Here is a 17,383-nt window from a genome sequence, read left to right on the forward strand (position 1 = left end):
GCCGTTTCCCCGCGCAACGCCCCCGCACTGGAGGGCTTGGTTCTTCTTGTTTCGGCGCCGACAACTTGTTCGCGGTCGTTTTTCGCGATCTTCGTCAAAAACAACCAGACGTCGACGACTGCGTTAGCGGTAACATCAGTATCTGAAATCGGTCAAGCGCCCGAAAATCGATTCTGACAGCGCTGTTTTGGTCGATAATTCATACAAATGGCCGGAAATCCTGGCCCGACAAGCCAATAGCCATCTTTTTGACGCAACCGTCTTTTTCGTAAGGGCGGTCGATTGTTGCGGGGCCGACACAGAAGATCCCCCACAATCTGTGGATAAGTCAACCCTTCAAGCTCCACCATGAAGGGTCCGAAGCGCTGGTCTCGGGTCGAGTCGCACGAGCAACGCGAGACAAATCCCGTTGACGCAACCGGGAAGAATGTTACCGCTATCTTCGGCTTTGAGAGCCGGCGCTCTTGAATCGCTTGCTCGATCCGCCCGTGGACCACTTCAGGGGCCGCCATCCTGGATGTCGGCCCCGTCTTTTCGACTGTGGGTCATCGCTCGCCGACCGACCGTTGACACCAAGGGCGACTGCGACGGCAGCGGAAGAAATCCTCGTCCTTCGACAGGCTCAGGATGAGGATTTCTACTGAACCGTCGTTGAATTCGTCCTCATCCTGAGCCTGTCGAAGGACGAGGACGCCTCCGGGGCGCCGGCCGTCGCTGCACCGGGGCGCCGGCCGTCGCTGCATCAGAGTCCAAACAATTTCAACGCGATCCCACTAGACCAACGAACCGGATAGCCGTGGCGCAAAGGCCTGGGATGACGGTGGAAGACGATGATGGAGATGCAAAGCGTAGAGCGCCCTACCCCGCTGGATCAACCTTCGCCCACGCGCGACGCTCGGCCGCGAACCGGTCCGGAACCACCGCGCAGGCCACGTCCAGCACCATGGTCGACCGCGTCTTCAGGTCATAGGCGGGCCAGGTCGGCTGCCCCGGCGCGCCGGGCCGTCCCGTCCGCGCGAAATTGGCCCACATGGCGCTGATGTTACGCGCCGCGGCGAAGCGGTCGGGCCGGCTGCCGGCCAGGGTGTCGGGCGAGGCGACGGTGTTGAACACCAGGGGGATGTCGCTGGCGTGCATGGCCCCCAGCTCGATGTCGGTCCCGTCCATCCTGCGGTTCGAGCGGTAGGCGATGTTGTAGACATAGACCGGCGCCTTGCCTTGAGCGGCCTTGCGCTCGGCGGCCAGCACCGAGCCGGCCCCCATGGCGTGGTAGCTGGCGACGGCCAGGTAGAGGTCGCTGGGCGTCGCGCCGGGACGGTCGGACCGGTAGGCGTCGATCAGGGCCTGGGCCTTGTCGCCGAACCGGCCCGCCAGCCGCGCCTTCAGCCCCGCCTCGTCCAGCCGGAACGCCTCGACGTCCTTGCCGGTCCAGGCGAAGAACGCCGCCTCGTTGTCCAGCCAACCGATCATCAGCGGCTTGTCGGCGGCGCTGGCCGGGGCGGTCGGGTCGAACGGATGATGCGGCAGCAGGTCGCCATCGACAATCGGGCCGTAAGCGCCCGGATTGAGCGACTGGATGCCCTTCCAGCCGCCGCTGTCGCCCTTGACCCTGGCGTTCAGCGCCTTCTGCGCCGCCAGAATCCGGGGCGCGGGCGCGTCCAGAACCTGGCGCCAGTCCGTCGGGGCGATCCCCAGCTGCGCCAGGAACATCCGCGTGGTCTCGGCGGCGACGTCGGGAGTCGAGATCCGCACCACCGGCCCGCTCTGGATGATCGCCCTGGAGAACAGCGGCGCGACCGACGGCATGGCGTAGAGGCACGAGGTCTTGGCCCCGCCGCCGCTTTCGCCGAAGATCGTCACGTTGCCCGGATCGCCGCCGAAGGCCTCGATGTTGCGCGCCACCCACTTCAGGGCCAGCACGATGTCGGACAGGCCCTGGTTGCCCGAGCCGGCGTATTCGGCCCCGCCCAGCGCGCCCAGATACAGATAGCCCAGCACGCCCAGGCGATGGTTGGTGGCCACCACCACCACGTCGTGCTCGCGGGCCAGCATCGCGCCGTCTTGCGCCGTGCTGCCGCCCGAGCCGGTCGTGTAGCCGCCGCCGTGGCTGTAGACCATCACCGGCCGCCCCTTCCCGCCGCCGGCCGGGGTCCAGACGTTCAGCACCAGGCAGTCCTCGCCCGGCGCGGGCTCGTTCTTGCCGTAGACGGTGGTCGGGTCCTGGAGGGACGGCGTCCCCAGCCTGGTGGCGTCGAACACGCCCGTCCACGGCGCCACGGGCCTGGCCGGCTTGAAGCGGTTCGCGCCCGAGACGCCGGCTCCATAGGGCACGCCCTTGTAGGCGTCGACGCCGCCGGTCCGCACGCCGCGCAGCCGCCCCTCGGCGACCTGGACCTCCACGGCCTCGGACGCGGCCTCGGCGCAGGCGGCCATCGGTACGGCCAGGACGCCGGCCGTCGCCGCGCCTCCGGCCAGCAGGCGGCGGCGATTGATGTCGGCGTCGCGGATCAAGGACGTCACGGGCAACTCCTGTTTCGATCGACCGCCGAGGCGGAAACCGAGATTCATCCCGACGGCGCCCGGATTCCCAGACCGACCTTGGTCGATCAGGCGGGCGCCTATCGGCACATCCTGTCGAGCTCGGCGAAGGGCAGGTCCAGCCTGGGAACCGGCAGGCCCTTGGCCTTCATGGCCTCCTCCAGGCTGGTGGGGACGCGGGTCGGCCTGGTCTTGAAGTCGGCCGCATAGAACCTGTCGCGCTCGGCCTCCTCCAGGCTGACGAAGGTCACGCCGTTGTCGCGGTACATCTTCAGCAGCCGCGGCATGATCCGGGCGTCGAAGGCGCCGGCGTGCATCAGCAGCACATAGGGGATGTCGCGGCCGTACAGCGTGGCCGACAGGCTCCGCGAATAGTCCAGGCTGTCCTTGGCGGCCTTCAGGAAGCTGGCCTCCAGGGCCGCCACCGCCGCGGCGTCGCCCTTGGCCATGCAGCGGGCGTAGGGCTCGTTCCAGGCGTAGTCGCCAAAGCTCATGGTCACGCTGGCGATGCGGTAGCCATGGGCCTTGAGCAACTGGCGGGCGACGACGTGCTTTTCCGACGTCTCGCCCTCGCTGAGGAACGGATAGCGCAGCCAGCGCCAGTCCTCGCCGGCCATCTGTCTTTGCAACAGCGGCTCGTTGCGGACCAGGTCGGCCTCCCAGTCGGCCAGGCTGTTGGAGTCCAGCCCCATGTGCGACCAGGTGTGGTTGCCCAGCGGATGGCCGGCCGCGCGCCATAGCGACAGCACGCCCACCGAATCCGGCTCGCGCTCTTCGCCCACGCCGTTGACGAAGCCGTAGACCGGTCCGGTCCCCGCGTCGTGGAAGGCGGCCAGCAGCCGGCCGGCCACGTCGATGCGGCTGACGCCCGGCGGCAGGGCGCTGTGGACGGGCAGGTCGTCGAAGGTCAGGGCCATCTTGACCGGCGTGGCGGCCTGGGCCGCGCCCAGCGTCGTCGCGGCGGCGACCAGCGGCGCGATCCAGCGTGTCCAGGCGGGCGTTCGCACGCCCCTGTGGCCCTCGATGCCCATGCGTCCTCCCGCTTCATTCCTTGGCGAATGATAACGGTACCAGTTATGCCGCCGATCGCGCTCGCCGCAAGGACGTTCGCGCGCCGCCGCCGCTCGCGCGAAAACTTCCGGGCGGCGCGGTGCGGGTTTTTCCGCGACGTGCGTCATACATCCTGGGAAAATCGTCAGACCCCCTGGGACAGGACCGTGCGGCCAGCCACCGAGCCAGACCTGAGCAGACTCGACCGGCGCTATCGGCCGGCGCTGATGGCGTTCTTCATGCGCCGCGCCGCCAGCCACGGCGACGCCGAGGACATGACCCAGGAGCTGTTCGCCAAGCTGGCGACGGCTGAAGCCGGTTCGATCGACAACGCCGACGCCTACATCTTCCAGATGGCGGCCAACCTGCTGCGCGACCGGGGCCGGCGCGAGAAGGTGCGGGCCAACTACCGCGCCAGCCTCGACACCGGCGTCCTCGACCTCGAGCCCCTGGATCCGGCCCGGGTGCTGCTGGGCCGCGAGAGCCTGGGCGAGGTTTCCGACGCCCTGCGCGAACTGCCCGAACGCACCCGGGCCATCTTTCTCCTGTTCCGTCTGGAAGGCATGAAGCAATCCGAACTCGCCGCCCTGTACGGCGTCTCCGTCAGCGCGGTGCAGAAGCACATCCTCAAGGCCATGACCCACCTGACCCGACGCGTGAGGGCCGGCGAATGACCCTGTCGTCTTTCGAAGCGCGGATGGACGCGGCGCGCGAGCAGGCCGCCCTGTGGTGCGTGCGCCTGGCCGATGGCGAGCTTTCACCGGCGCAGCAGGCTGATCTCCAGGCGTGGTTCGAGGCCGACGCGGCCCATCGCGGCCTGCTGGACGACGCCGTCACCGCCTGGCGCGCCATCGAGGAGCAAGCCGCCACCCCCGGCCTGATCGCGCTTCGCCGCGAGGCTCTGGAGGACTTGCGCCGGGCCCAGCACGGGCGCTGGGCCCGGCCCGGCCGTCAGCCGGCGATCTGGGCCGGCCTGGCCGCCGGCCTGGTGATCGCCGTCGGGGCCGGGGTCGCCTGGCGGGCCAGCCAGCCCGACGTCTACCGCACCACCGAGGGCGAGCGACGGATCGTCGAGCTGGCCGACGGCTCGCGCGCCTCGCTCGACAGCGCCACCGTGCTGAAGGTGAAATATTCGGGCGGCCGCCGCCGGCTGTGGCTGGACAGCGGCCGGGCCAAGTTCTCGGTCGCCAAGGACCCGCTGCGCCCGTTCTCGGTGGCGGCCGGCGACAAGCTGGTGGTGGCCACCGGCACGGTGTTCAGCGTCGAGCGCCTGACCGGCCAGATGCGGGTGGTGCTGTACGAGGGCCACGTGGCGGTGCTGGACGACAAGACGGGCCGGGCGGACAAGGCCGCGCCGGTGCAGATCGACGGCTCGCCCGCCGATCGCCTGCTGACCCCCGACCACGAGCTGGTGACCTCGACCCGGACCAACGCCACGGTGGTCAGCCCGCTGGACCCGGCCCGGGCCCGGGCCTGGGAAAACGGCCAGTTGGTGTTCCAGGACGAGCCCATGGACCTGGCCGTCGAGCGGGTGAACCGCTACGCCCGCGACAAGCTGCGGATCGGCGACCCGGGCGTGGCCAGGCTGCGGATCAGCGGGGTGTTCACCTCGGGCGACACCGGCGCCTTCGTCGACGGGGTGACGGCCGTCCTGCCGGTCCACGCGGTTGCGGCCAATGGCGTGACCGTGCTGAAAATCGACCACGGCCAAAAAAATTCCGCGCCGGCCGGTGTGTCTTCGACGAGCTGAGGCGTCTCACCTTCCAAAGCGCCGCAATCAACGTCGGCGCATGTTGGGAGGGAAGACAGATGCGCAGATCCTTCGACCGCCGTCCGGATCGCTATGGGGCCTGGGGCTCCGCCGCCGCCGCGGCCCTGATGCTGGCGACCGCCCCGGTCGCCGTCCACGCCCAGTCGCAGCGGGCCACCTACAGCTTCGACATTCCCGCCCAGGACCTGAGCGGCGCCCTGCGGGCCTTCGGCCAGGCGTCCGGCCAGCAGCTGGCCTATGACGAGGCCAGCGTGCGCGGCAAGCGCGCCCCGGCCCTGACCGGCGCCTACACCGCCGAGGCCGGCCTCAAGCGCCTGCTGAACGGCACGGGCCTCAGCGCCCAGGCCACCGCCAGCGGCGTCTACGCCATCCGCGCCAAGACCCTGCTGGTGGCCACCAGCGCCCAGACCGAGGCCCAGCCCGCCACCGCCGTCGAGCCCACGCCCGAGACCCCCGCCCAGGTCGACGAACTGATCGTGGTCGGCACCCCCGGCGGCAAGGGCGTCGACAAGCTGGCCGCCAGCTTCGCGGTCACCACCGTCAACGCCGACGACATCACCAAGGCCTCGCCCAAGAGCACCGCCGAACTGCTGACCCTGGTGCCCGGCGTCTGGGTCGAGACCTCGGGCGGCGTGGCCGGGGCCAACGTCTTCGTGCGCGGCTTCCCCGCCACCGGCGACGCCGAGTTCCTGACCATCCAGCTGCAGGGCACGCCGATCTACCCGCCCTCGACCCTGTCGTTCCTCGAGAACAGCTCGATCTTCCGGGTCGACGAGACGATCTCGCGGATGGAGGCCCTGCGCGGCGGCCCCAACCCGATCTTCTCGAACGGCCAGCCGGGCCTGACCACCAACTTCCAGCTCAAGGAAGGCGGCGAGGAGACCCACGGCCTGGTCAAGCTGACCACCTCCGACTACGACCTGCGCCGCGTCGACGGCCTGCTGAGCGGCAAGCTGGCCGACGACCTCTATTTCATGGTCGGCGGCTATGCGACCACCTCGCCGGGCGTGCGCGACACCCAGTTCGACAGCGAGGTCGGCCAGCAGTTCACCGTCAACATCACCAAGCGGATGGAGCGGGGGAAGCTGAACCTCTATGCCCGCTACACCGACGACCACGGCGCCTGGTACCTGCCGTTCGCGATCAACGTGCCCGGCGTCGACAAGGGCGAATACACCCAGCTGGGCAACGCCAGCCGCTTCCACACCCTGCAGGTCAACGGGGCCGGCGCGACCCGCGATTTCGACCTGGCCGACGGCCGGGGCTTCAAGGGCTACGTGGCCGGCGGCAGCTTCGAGCACGAGTTCGGCGACGGCTGGCAGGTGCGCGACCGCTTCAGCCTGACCGACGGCGACGCCAACACCTACGGCCTGGTGCCGGACGGGGCGGCGATCACCGTGGCCGCTCTGAACACCGTGGTCCCCGGCGCGATCACCACCCGCGGCGGAACCGCCCTGGGCGCCAACGACTACGTCCAGAACTGGGGCGCCTGGATCGTCGAGAAGAAGATCAAGGCCGTGACCAACGACCTGTCGATCGCCAAGACGATCGGCGGGCACCAGCTGTCGGCCGGCTACTACGCCTCCAGCTTCAAGTCCGACGACTTCTGGACCATCGGCAATGTCGAGCCGATGCAGGTCAAGGCCAATGGCGACTACCTGGCCGCCCCGGTCACCTGCGCCAACCTGGCCGCGGCCGGCAGCACCTCCAGCTGCTTCAAGTTCGGCCTGACCTCGGCCGGCGACGGGCGGGTGGACGCCCTGTACCTGGCCGACTCCTGGCAGGTGATCGATCCGCTGCGCATCGACCTGGGCGTGCGCCGCGAGCGGTTCCAGACCGACTACGTGGTCGACGACGGCCCCGGCTATCCCGACGGCCTGGCCCTGCGCGCCACCGACTACAGCAACAGCAAGACCAGCTACACGGTCGGGGTGAACTACGACATCAACGCCGTCTCGGGCGTGTTCGGCCGCTATTCGCGCGGCTACAAGTTCCCCAGCTTCGACAACTTCCGCGAAGGCCTGACCGACACCCTGTCGGTCGACCAGTACGAGCTGGGCTACAAGCTGCGCAGCGGGCCGTTCGAACTCTACGCCACGGGCTTCGCCAACAAGTTCGAGGGCGCCAAGTTCGCCGACGTCGGCGGCATCCAGGAAAGCAACAGCAACAAGGCCCACGGCGTCGAGCTGGACGGCCGCTGGCGTTCGGACTTCGGCCTGTCGCTGGCCTTGAACGGCACCTTCCAGAAGACCGAGATCGTCAAGTCGTCGATCCCCGGCAACAAGGGCAACAGCGCCCAGCGCCAGCCCGACTGGATGATCCGTTTCACGCCCAGCTACGACGTGACCCTGGGTTCGGTGGAGTCGACCTTCTACGGCACCGTCAGCGCCGTGGACGACCGCTTCGCCGACAACGCCAACACCCAGGTGCTGAAGGGCTACACCAAGGTCGACCTGGGCGCGATCTTCGACGTCAACGACTTCACCGTCCAGGTCTCGGCCGACAACCTCACCGACAGCCACGGCCTGACCGAGGGCGACCCGCGCTCGACCAGCGGGGCCAACGCCCGCCCGATCCTGGGCCGGTCGTTCAAGGTCAGCGTCGGCTACAACTTCTGACCGGTCCGCCGATCAGGATCCGCCGGAACCGCCCCCAGCGGTCCGGCGGGAACGGCGCCGCTCCCCCGCGGCGCCGCTTGCGGATCGGGTTCGCCACGGACCCGATCCGCGCTTTTGCCGTTTGAAACTCGGGTGATTTTTTAGAATCGCTCATCCCGGCGAACGCCGGGACCCAGATCCCGAAGCTGGGCAGCTGATTGGAAGACCTCGGCGATCCTGGAAACAGCCTCTGAGCCATTCCATCTGGGTCCCGGCATTCGCCGGGATGAGCGGATATGTGGAGGACCTGTCGTGAAGCATCGCACCCTACTGGCCTCCATCGCCTGGCTGGCTCTCGCCTCTCCGACGCTCGCCCTCGCCCAGGCGCCCAAGGCCAGCGAGGTTCCCTCCCCCGCCGACATCTATGGCGAGCTGTTCCACCAGGTGCAGATGCGCAAGCTGTTCCCGGACGGCAAGACCTTCGTCGACGCCACGCCCAAGCGTCCGCCGGCCCAGATCCTGGCCGCCTACCGCGCCCATGCCGCCTTCACCGACGCCGAGCTGAAGCGCTTCGTGCGGGCCAATTTCGTCGTGCCGCAAAGCGCGCCCCTGCCCCCGCCGTCCCAGGACCGCACCACGCTGAAGACCCACATCGCCGCCCTGTGGCCGGTGCTCACCCGGCCGCCGGTCAAGGCCGTGGACGGCGACAGCGCCCTGCCGCTGGACAAGCCGTTCGTGGTGCCCGGCGGGCGGTTCCGGGAGATGTACTACTGGGACAGCTATTTCACGATGCTGGGCCTGGCCGCTGACGGCCGCCGGGACGCGGTGGAAAGCATGGTCGACGACTTCGGCGGGCTGGTCGACCGCTACGGCCACATCCCCAACGGCACGCGCACCTACTATCTCAGCCGCTCGCAGCCGCCGTTCTATTTCGCCATGGTCGGGCTCGCCGACAAGACCGACAAGGCGCGGTTCAAGCAGCGCCTGGACCTGATGCGCCGCGAGCACGCCTTCTGGATGGACGGCGAGAAGACCCTCGCGCCGGGCCAGGCCTGGCGCCGCGTGGTCGCCTTGCCCGACGGGGCGGTGCTCAACCGCTACGCCGACGACCGGACCACGCCGCGCGACGAGTCCTACCGCGAGGACGTGCTGACGGCGCGCGAGGCGACCAGCCGCCCGGCCGGCGAGGTCTTCCGCGACCTGCGCTCGGGGGCCGAAAGCGGCTGGGACTTCAGCTCGCGCTGGATGGCCGACGGCGGGAGCCTGAAGACCATCCAGACCACCGCGATCGTCCCGGTCGACCTGAACGCCCTGCTCTATGGCCTGGAGACGGCGATCGCGGCCGGCTGCGCCGACCTGGCGGACGCGCCGTGCGTCGCCGCGTTCAGCGGCCGGGCCAAGGCGCGCCAGGCGGCGATGGACGCCTGGCTCTGGGACGCCCCGCGCGGTCTCTATCTGGACTACCAGTGGCGCCAGCGGACCCGGCTGGACCATCCCAGCGCCGCGACGCTCTATCCGCTGTTCGTCGGGGCGGCGAGCCCGGACCAGGCCAAGGCGGTGGCGGCGGCGACCCGCGCCCTGCTGCTGGCCCCCGGCGGCCTGCGCACCACCACCGTCTCCACCGGCCAGCAGTGGGACACCCCCAACGGCTGGGCGCCGCTGCAATGGGTGGCGGTCTCGGGCCTGCGCCGCTACGGCGAGGAAGCGCTCGCCAAGGACATCGGCGAGCGCTGGCTGGCCACCGTGGCCCGCGAGTACGAGGCCAGCGGCAAGATGCTGGAGAAGTACGACGTCGAGGAGGCCAAGGCCGGCGGCGGCGGCGAATATCCCCTGCAGGACGGTTTCGGCTGGACCAACGGCGTGACCCGCGCCTTGCTCGATCTCTATCCGGCGCCGCGCTGAACGCCCAGGCGCCGAGGGCCGGCGCGCCGTGCGCTCAGCCCTCGGCGTCGAGCTGCGCCTTTCGCCGTTCGCGGGAGGGTCCCGGGCCGCCCGCCCCGTCAGCCTCGTGGCTCGCCGGCCTCGACGTCCGGCCGGCGCGCGTCACGGCCGAGACCAGCGCGGCCATGTCCACGGGCTTGACCACGAAGTCGTCCATGCCGGCCTCGCGGCAGGCCTGGACCTGGTCGTCCATCACGTCGGCGGTCAGGGCGATGATCGGCAGTCCGGCCCAGTCCGGGCGCGCGCGGATGCGGCGCGTCGCCTCCAGCCCGTCCATCACCGGCATGTTGACGTCCATCAGCACCACGTCGAAACGGTCGGTCTCCAGCCGGTCCAGCGCGGCCTGTCCGTGCTCGGCCTCGACCACCACGCAGCCGAACGGCGCCAGCATCACGCCGACCACCTTGCGGTTCACCGGATGGTCATCGACCAGCAGGACCCTGCGGCCCTGGAGGTCGAAGGGCGCGGCGGCTTCCTCGGCTTCGGCCTGGGGCGCCTCCATGGTCGGCGCGCCGCAGCGGAAGGACAGGGTGAAGGTCGAGCCGACACCCTCCTGGCTCTCGACGGTCACGCCGCCGCCCATCATCCCGGCCAGGCGGCGGGTGATGTTGAGTCCCAGGCCCGTGCCGCCGAACCGGCGCGTGGTCTCCGCGTCGGCCTGCACATAGGCCCCGAACAGCTTGGCCAGGGTCTGCGGCGCCATGCCCACCCCGGTGTCGGCGACGCGGATCGTCGCCATCACGTCGCCGTCCGCCAGGGGCTCGCACCGCAAGGTCATCGCGACCTCGCCCTGGGCGGTGAACTTGACGGCGTTGGACAGCAGGTTGGAAACGCACTGGCGCACCCGCACCGGATCGAACGACAGCCTGGCGGGCGTGTCGGCGGCCGCGTCGAAGGTGATCGCCAGCCCCTTGTCCGCGGCCAGGGCGCCATGGACTCGGACCAGGCGGGCGCAGGTCTGGACCAGGTCGCCGGGGATCGGCGCGATGTCCAGCTTGCCGGCCTCGATCTTGGACAGGTCCAGCACATCGTTGAGCAGGGTCAGAAGGTTGCGGCCCGAATCCTCCAGCAGCTCCACCTGTTCGCGTTCGCCGGGCTCCAGCGGCTCCAGCTTCAGCGTCTGGGCCAGGCCCAGCATGCCGTTCAGGGGCGTGCGCAGCTCGTGGCTCATGGTGGCCAGGAAGGTCGACTTGGCCTCGCTGGCGGCCTCGGCGCGGGCCCGCGCGTCGCGCAGTTCCCGCGAGGCCCGCCGCTGGTGGACGATCCAGGCCGCGCCGCCGGCCGCCAGCAGCGTCATCAGGCCGGCGACCAGGGTCCAGGCCGTGTTCAGCCCGCGCTGGAGCGCGGCCTCCTTCTCCACGTGCTGCAGCCGCTCGCGCTTGGCGCCCAGCTCGGCCTGCAGGGCCGAGGAAATGTCGGCGATCTTGTGCTGATGGTCTTCGTCCATGGCCCGCATCGCCTTGCGGCGCCAGCGGTCATAGACGTCGAAGGCCTCCAGGCCCCGCTTCTCGGCCCGCAGGGCGTAGGCGTCGCTGAACAGGTCGGACAGCGGATCCTCGGCGCCCAGACCGTCAGGCGCGGCGCGCAGCCTCGCGAAATCGCGGCGGGCTCCCTTGGCGTCGCCGAGGCGCGCCTTGACCTCCAGCCTCAGGCGCAAGACCCCCACGGCCCATGCGTCCTCGGGCTTGTCGAGGAGCGGCGCGATGTCGTCCAGGCAGCGCAGGGTCCGCGCCCATTGCGCCTGATCATAGGCGATCGAGGCGCAGAGATAGCGGTTGAAGAAGGTGGCCCGGGGGCCGCCGGACGTCTTGATGACCTCGCCGTGCAGGGCCGCCAGCCGTTCGGCGGCGGCGTATTCGCCGGCCGCGCTGGCCATGTAGGCCAGGTTGTAGACACGCTCGGCGTCCTGGGTCGCCGACCCGATCCTGCGGTCCAGGTCGGCGGCCGCGGCCATGTGGTCCAGCGCGCTGACATGGTCGCCAAGATCGCCCAGCGTCGTCGACAGCTGGGTGTGGGCCTCCGCCGCCAGGGGCCAGGTCAGACGATCTGGGCCGTCGACGTCGCGGATCAACGCCGCGCCCACGGTCGAGGCCCTGGCCCAATGGCTCAGGGCGACCGCCACGCGCAGGCGCTCCAGCTGGGCCACGCGGCGGACGTCGGGACCCGCGGCGTCGAACCGGCTCCAGACCGCGTCGTCCAGGTCGTCCGTTCGTCCGGACAGCACCGGCGCAGACAGCGTCATCGCCTCGACCATGCCGGCCAGCCTCGGCTCGCCGTCGCGCGCCGCGACCTTGCGCAACTGGTCGCCCCAGCGTTCGAAATCGGCGTCCTGGCCGTTGTTGCGGTAGTAGTTCAGCACGCGCCAGCCGCCGTAGAAGCGCGCGTCACCCTTGGCTTCCAGCGCGGAGCGGCCCATGGCCTCGATCAGGGCCGGCGTCAGCGTGCCGCGGTGGGCGCGGATCTGCGCGCCCAGGGCGTCGAGGCGCGCCTCCCGGGTTTCGGCCTGCGCCGCGCCGGCCGGCAGCGCGGCCAGGGCCAGCGCGACCGCCAAGGCCGCGCGACCGGCGCGTCCGCCAGCGATCCTGATTGTCGCCATCGGCGATCCCCCGTTCGTCTCCGGCCGGACCAGATCACGAGTTGATGCAGCCACGCTTAACGCGCCGTCTAAAAGCGCCAAGACTCCTGCGACGTATCGCCCCTGTCGAAGGCCCCCGCGCGCCATCAGGCCCGAGGGCCGCGCCGGGCGGGCCGATAGGCGTCGATCTCGATCCCGTGGCGGCGCAGCTTGTCGTAGAAGGTCTTGCGCGGCGTGCGCAGCAGGCCCATCGCGGTGCGCGCGTCGCCGTTGCAGGCGGCCAGGGTTTCACGGATCGCCATCGCCTCGTACCGCTCGACGCGCTCGGCCAGGCCCTCGGCCTGACCGCCGGTCCCCGCCTCGGCGACGATGGCGGACGACAGGCCCAGCGCCACGCGTTCGGCGTAGTGCGCCAGTTCCCGCACGTTGCCGGGCCAATCATGGGCCAGCAGATGGTCGCGGACCGCGGCCGTCAGGCGTGGAACGGGCCGGCGAAACCGCGCCGCGGCCTCGGCCAGGAAATGCCCGAACAGCATCGGCACGTCCTCGCGCCGTTCGCGTAGCGGCGGCACCACCAGGGTGACGACGTTCAGCCGGTAGTAGAGGTCGGCCCGGAAGAGACCGTCGCGGACCGGTTCGGCCAGGTCGATCTTGCCGGCCGCGATGATCCGGAAGTCCAGGTGCCGGGGCTCGGCCGCGCCGATCGGCCAGATCTCCCGTTCCTCGACCACCCGCAGCAGCTTGGCCTGCATGGTCGGCGTCAGGCCCTCGATCTCGTCGAGAAACAGCACGCCGCGATCGGCGAGCTCCAGACGGCCGATGCGGGGCCGGCCGCCCGCCGCGCCGCCCGCCACCCCGAACAACTCGGCCTCGAACACCGCCTCGGGCAGGGCCGCGCAGTTGACCGTGGCCATGGGGCGGGCGCGCCGCGGACCGCCGCGGTGCAGGGCCTGGGCGACCAGGTCCTTGCCGACCCCGGTCTCGCCCTGGATCAGCACGTCGACCTCGGCCTCGGCCAGCTGGGCGATCGTCGCCCGCAGGCGCTGCATGACCGGGGCCTCGCCGAGCAGGGGCGAGCCGGCCGTCGCCTGGGCGGCCGCCGCCTCCAGGCGCCGGTTGTCGAGCACCAGGCTCCGCTTCTCCAGGGCGCGCGCCAGGGCCACCGCCAGCCGCTCGATCGGGAAGGGCTTGGAGACGAAGTCGTAGACGCCGTCCTTCAGGGCGGCCACGGCCATGGCCACGTCGCCATGGCCGGTGATCAGCAGCACCGGAATGTCCGGGTCGATCGCCTGGACGCGCGCGAACAGCGCCAGGCCGTCCATGCCCGGCATGCGGACGTCGGAGACCACCGCGCCCGCGAAGTCGCGCGACAGCGCCTTCAGCGCCGCGGGACCGCTGTCGAAGGCCGCGACGTCGAAGCCGGCCAGCTCAAGCCCCTGGACGGCGGCCACCCGCAGGGCGTCGTCGTCGTCGACGAACAGGACCTTGCCCGCCGCGGCGCTCATCGGTCGGCCTTGCGCAGGATCAGGGTGAAGGTCGCGCCCTCGCCGGGGACCGAAGCGGCGGTCAGCTGGCCGCCGAAGCCGGCCGCGATGTCGCGGGCGATGACCAGTCCCAGGCCCAGGCCCTGGGACTTGGTGGTCAGGAAGGGTGTGAACAGGCCGCGCTCGACCTCCGGAGCCAGCCCCGGCCCGTTGTCGGCGACGGCGATCTCCACCGTGTCGCCGGCGTCGCGCACGGTCAGGGTCACCAGGCCCTGGGCGCGATGCTCCACCGCCTCGAATGCGTTCTGCAGCAGGTTGACCAGCACCTGCTCCAGGCGGATCCGCTCGCCCAGCACCCTCAGGCCCGGCGTCTCGCCCTGGCGGACCAGGCGCGCGTCGTGACGGCGCGACCGGCTGGCGGTCAGCAAGACCGAACCCTCGACGACCTCGGACACCAGGGTCGGCTCCACCCGGCCATCGGCCTTGCGCGAGAAGGCCCGCAGTTCGTCGGTGATCCGGCCGATCCGCTCGGTCATGGCGGCGATCGCCACCAGGTTCTCCCGCGCCGTCTCCGGCTTGCCGCGACCGATCAGCACCAGCCCGTTGTCGGCGTTGGCCCGGATGGCGGCGACCGGCTGGTTGATCTCGTGCGCCACCCCGGCGGCGATCTGGCCCAGGGCCGCCAGCTTGTTGGCCTGGACGAGGTCAGCCTGCAGCGCTCGCAGCCGGGTCTCGGTCCGCTGCCGCTCGTCGACCTCGCGCGACAGGGCGCGGTTGACCTCGGTCAGCTCCTGGGTGCGGACCTCGACCCGCCGCTCGAGCTCGACGCGGGCCTCGCGTTCGCGCTGGGCGGCCAGGCGGATGCGCCGGCGGCGGATCCACAGCCAGAACAGCACCGTGCACAGGAGGGTCCAGACCAGGGCGGTGATCCAGCGCGCCGCCGCCGCCGCCTGGTCGGCGGGGGCGGCGGCGGTCAGCAGGTGCAGCGTCCAGCCGGGCGCGACCTGCGGCAACAGGGTCTCGACCTGGCGTTCGGCGCGGGCGACGTCGGTCCGCTGGACGCCGTCGCCGCCGCGCGATCTCAAGGGCAAGGGCCCGAACGCCGCATCGCCGAACTGGCCCTGTTCCCGCAGCGCCGCGCGATCTTTCTCGGACAGCGGACGGCGCGTCTGGAAGCGCCAGTCGGGCTGGCTGGTGATCAGCACCAGACCGCGCTGATCGACCACGAAGGCGGGCTCGCCGATGGCCCGCCAGGCCGCCTCGACGCCGTCGAACTCCAGCTTGACCACCACCACGCCCAGCGGTCCCGCGGCCCCGTCCACCCGACGGGTCAGGTAGAGGCCCGGCTTGCGGCTGACCGTGCCCAGGGCGAACTGCTCGGCCTGGCCCTGGCGCATCGCTTCGGTGAAATAGGGGCGAAAGCCGTAGTTCGAACCGACGAAGCTGGCCGGCCGGTTCCAGTTGCTGGCCGCGACGGTCACGCCGTCGGCGGCGATGACATAGACGGCGGCGGCGCGGGCCTGGAGGCCAAGGGTCTCCAGCTTGCGCGACAGGGCGGCCAGGCGGGCGGGCGCGCGGCTGGACAGGGCCGCCTCCAGGTCGGCGTCGTCGGCCAGGACCAGGGGCAGGGCCCGCTGCTTGTCGAGCTCGCTGCGCAGCACCGCCGCGTGCAGCGCCGCCGAGGCCGTCGCCCGCGACCGCAGGCTGGCCATGGCGCGATGCTGCGTCAACGCCCCGACCGTCCAGGCCAGGATCAGGCCGATGAGGGCCGCCACCAGGGCCAGGCCGAGCAGGCGGCGGCGCGAAACCGGCGCGTCCGAGGTCGAAGATGCGGTCAAGCCAGCCTCCGAGAATTGTGCCATATACCACACAGATACGGATCTTCGTGGGCGGAATACGATACGGATTGAAGCGTCAAGGCAAGAAGAAACCCGAATTATATTCCTAAAAATCATTGACTTATGGAGAATATGAAGAAATCCAAGAACGCGGCGGTGAAAATCCCGCACTCTAGGACCAAGCGCCACGCCTTCAGAGACGCGCGAGGAAACGAGCCCAGGAGCCCGCCGATGATTCCGCAGACCCCCGCCGCAGCGCCGTCGCGCCCCGGTCGCTGGTACGCCCACCTCTATGTCCAGGTGCTGATCGCCATCACGGCCGGCGCCCTGATCGGCCATTTCTACCCGGGCTTCGGGGAATCCCTCAAACCGCTGGGCGACGCCTTCATCAAGCTGGTGAAGATGGTCATCGCCCCGGTGATCTTCCTGACCGTGGTCACCGGCATCGCCGGCATGCGCGACCTGGGCAAGTTCGGCCGCGTGGTGCTGAAGGCCTTCGTCTACTTCCTCACCTTCTCGACCCTGGCCCTGGTCCTGGGCATGGTGGTGGCCAATGTCGTCCAGCCCGGGGCCGGCATGAACATCGACCCGGCCAGCCTGCACAGCGACAAGGTCGCCGACTACGCGGCCAAGGCCCACGAGACGACGATCGTCGGCTTCCTGAGCAACATCATCCCCGCCACGGTCACCGGGGCCTTCGCCGACGGCGACATCCTGCAGGTGCTGTTCTTCTCGATCCTGTTCGGCGTCGCCCTGGCCCTGGTCGGCGACAAGGGCCAGCCGGTGGTCGACCTGCTGGAGTCCATCGCCCACGCCTTCTTCCGCCTGGTCGGCATTCTGATGAAGGCCGCCCCGATCGGCGCCTTCGGGGCCTTCGCCTTCACGATCGGCAAGTACGGCATCGGCTCGGTGATCAACCTGGCCGCCCTGGTCGGGACCTTCTACGCCACCTCCCTGGTGTTCGTGCTGGTGATCCTCGGCGCGGTGGCGCGCTTCAACGGCTTCTCGATCCTGCGCCTGATCCGCTACCTGAAGAGCGAACTGCTGCTGGTGCTGGGCACCAGTTCGTCGGAATCGGCCCTGCCCAGCCTGATCGACAAGCTGGAGCGGGCCGGCTGCTCCAAGCCGGTGGTCGGCCTGGTCGTGCCGACCGGCTACTCGTTCAATCTGGACGGCACCAACATCTACATGACCCTGGCGGCGCTGTTCATCGCCCAGGCCACCGGCGTCCACCTGTCGATCGGCGACCAGCTGCTGCTCCTGGGCGTGGCCATGCTGAGCTCCAAGGGCGCGGCTGGCGTCACCGGCGCCGGGTTCATCACCCTGGCCGCCACCCTGTCGGTGGTGCCGTCGGTGCCGGTGGCCGGCATGGCCCTGATCCTCGGCGTCGACCGGTTCATGTCCGAGTGCCGGGCCCTGACCAACTTCATCGGCAACGCCGTGGCGACCATCGTCGTCAGCCGCTGGGAGAACGCCCTGGACAAGGACCAGCTGGAGGCGGCCCTGGCCGGCCATCCGGCCCCGTCCGACGTCGAGCCCACGCCCGACCCGGTCACGATCGCGGCCCAATAGGCCTTCTTCTGCGGGAG

At 70.3% G+C, this 17,383-nt stretch carries 10 protein-coding genes and 1 pseudogene; 6 read left to right on the forward strand and 5 right to left on the reverse strand.

All coding sequences use genetic code 11. The features are described from left to right. Positions 1-566: 566 nt before the first annotated feature. Positions 567-697, forward strand: a pseudogene (locus AC07NX_RS02565) (hypothetical protein); the annotation flags it as partial. A gap of 161 nt (positions 698-858) precedes the next feature. On the opposite strand, the gene AC07NX_RS02570 reads toward AC07NX_RS02565, so the two are convergent. Continuing rightward, entirely contained in the window at positions 859-2,520 is a 1,662-nt protein-coding gene (locus AC07NX_RS02570; RefSeq protein WP_494638836.1) for a carboxylesterase/lipase family protein, read from the reverse strand. A gap of 98 nt (positions 2,521-2,618) precedes the next feature. Continuing rightward, on the reverse strand, positions 2,619-3,569 hold the full coding sequence (locus AC07NX_RS02575) for a polysaccharide deacetylase family protein (protein WP_494638838.1): 951 nt from the start codon (positions 3,567-3,569) through the stop codon (positions 2,619-2,621). A 186-nt stretch (positions 3,570-3,755) separates the two neighbouring features. Here AC07NX_RS02575 and AC07NX_RS02580 point away from each other — a divergent pair, with 186 nt between their 5' ends. From AC07NX_RS02580 to treF, 4 genes are all read left to right on the forward strand, one after another. Beyond that, positions 3,756-4,262 (forward strand): sigma-70 family RNA polymerase sigma factor, encoded by a 507-nt coding sequence (locus AC07NX_RS02580; RefSeq protein WP_145684876.1) that lies wholly within the window; start codon positions 3,756-3,758, stop codon positions 4,260-4,262. Further along, positions 4,259-5,338: a FecR family protein gene (locus tag AC07NX_RS02585; protein WP_494638840.1), complete on the forward strand. Its 1,080-nt coding sequence runs from the start codon at positions 4,259-4,261 to the stop codon at positions 5,336-5,338. The genes AC07NX_RS02580 and AC07NX_RS02585 overlap by 4 nt, the downstream gene beginning before the upstream one ends. A gap of 59 nt (positions 5,339-5,397) precedes the next feature. Then, positions 5,398-7,977: a TonB-dependent receptor gene (locus AC07NX_RS02590; RefSeq protein WP_494638842.1), complete on the forward strand. Its 2,580-nt coding sequence runs from the start codon at positions 5,398-5,400 to the stop codon at positions 7,975-7,977. 291 nt (positions 7,978-8,268) lie between these two features. Further along, on the forward strand, positions 8,269-9,858 hold the full coding sequence (gene treF, locus AC07NX_RS02595; RefSeq protein WP_494638843.1) for an alpha,alpha-trehalase TreF: 1,590 nt from the start codon (positions 8,269-8,271) through the stop codon (positions 9,856-9,858). A gap of 34 nt (positions 9,859-9,892) precedes the next feature. Here the strand turns inward: treF and AC07NX_RS02600 are convergent, their stop codons facing one another. The 3 genes from AC07NX_RS02600 to AC07NX_RS02610 form a co-directional block, all read right to left on the reverse strand. Beyond that, positions 9,893-12,493 carry a hybrid sensor histidine kinase/response regulator gene (locus tag AC07NX_RS02600; protein WP_494638845.1) on the reverse strand — a complete coding sequence of 867 codons (2,601 nt, stop codon included), beginning with the start codon at positions 12,491-12,493 and terminating at the stop codon, positions 9,893-9,895. Between the two features lie 125 nt (positions 12,494-12,618). Next, complete coding sequence (locus tag AC07NX_RS02605; protein WP_494638847.1) at positions 12,619-13,977, reverse strand: sigma-54-dependent transcriptional regulator; 1,359 nt, start codon at positions 13,975-13,977, stop codon at positions 12,619-12,621. Next, positions 13,974-15,794, reverse strand: a complete 1,821-nt coding sequence (locus AC07NX_RS02610) for a sensor histidine kinase (RefSeq protein ID WP_494638848.1) — start codon at positions 15,792-15,794, stop codon at positions 13,974-13,976. Before AC07NX_RS02610 ends, AC07NX_RS02605 begins: the two co-directional genes overlap by 4 nt. Before the next feature lie 231 nt (positions 15,795-16,025). Between AC07NX_RS02610 and AC07NX_RS02615 the strand changes: the two genes are divergently transcribed. Further along, the gene (locus AC07NX_RS02615; RefSeq protein ID WP_494638850.1) at positions 16,026-17,366 is read left to right on the forward strand and encodes a dicarboxylate/amino acid:cation symporter; all 1,341 of its coding nucleotides are present in this window, start codon (positions 16,026-16,028) and stop codon (positions 17,364-17,366) included. The last annotated feature ends 17 nt before the right edge of the window (positions 17,367-17,383 follow it).

It is taken from the genome of Caulobacter sp. GW821-FHT09A05 (assembly GCF_059418465.1).

Coding starts and splice junctions, on each gene's coding strand:
- AC07NX_RS02575 (WP_494638838.1), bottom strand. CDS start 3,569: ATGGGCATCGAGGGCCACAGGGGCGTGCGAACGCCCGCCTGGACACGC.
- AC07NX_RS02600 (WP_494638845.1), bottom strand. CDS start 12,493: ATGGCGACAATCAGGATCGCTGGCGGACGCGCCGGTCGCGCGGCCTTG.
- AC07NX_RS02585 (WP_494638840.1), top strand. CDS start 4,259: ATGACCCTGTCGTCTTTCGAAGCGCGGATGGACGCGGCGCGCGAGCAG.
- AC07NX_RS02605 (WP_494638847.1), bottom strand. CDS start 13,977: ATGAGCGCCGCGGCGGGCAAGGTCCTGTTCGTCGACGACGACGACGCC.
- AC07NX_RS02615 (WP_494638850.1), top strand. CDS start 16,026: ATGATTCCGCAGACCCCCGCCGCAGCGCCGTCGCGCCCCGGTCGCTGG.
- AC07NX_RS02590 (WP_494638842.1), top strand. CDS start 5,398: ATGCGCAGATCCTTCGACCGCCGTCCGGATCGCTATGGGGCCTGGGGC.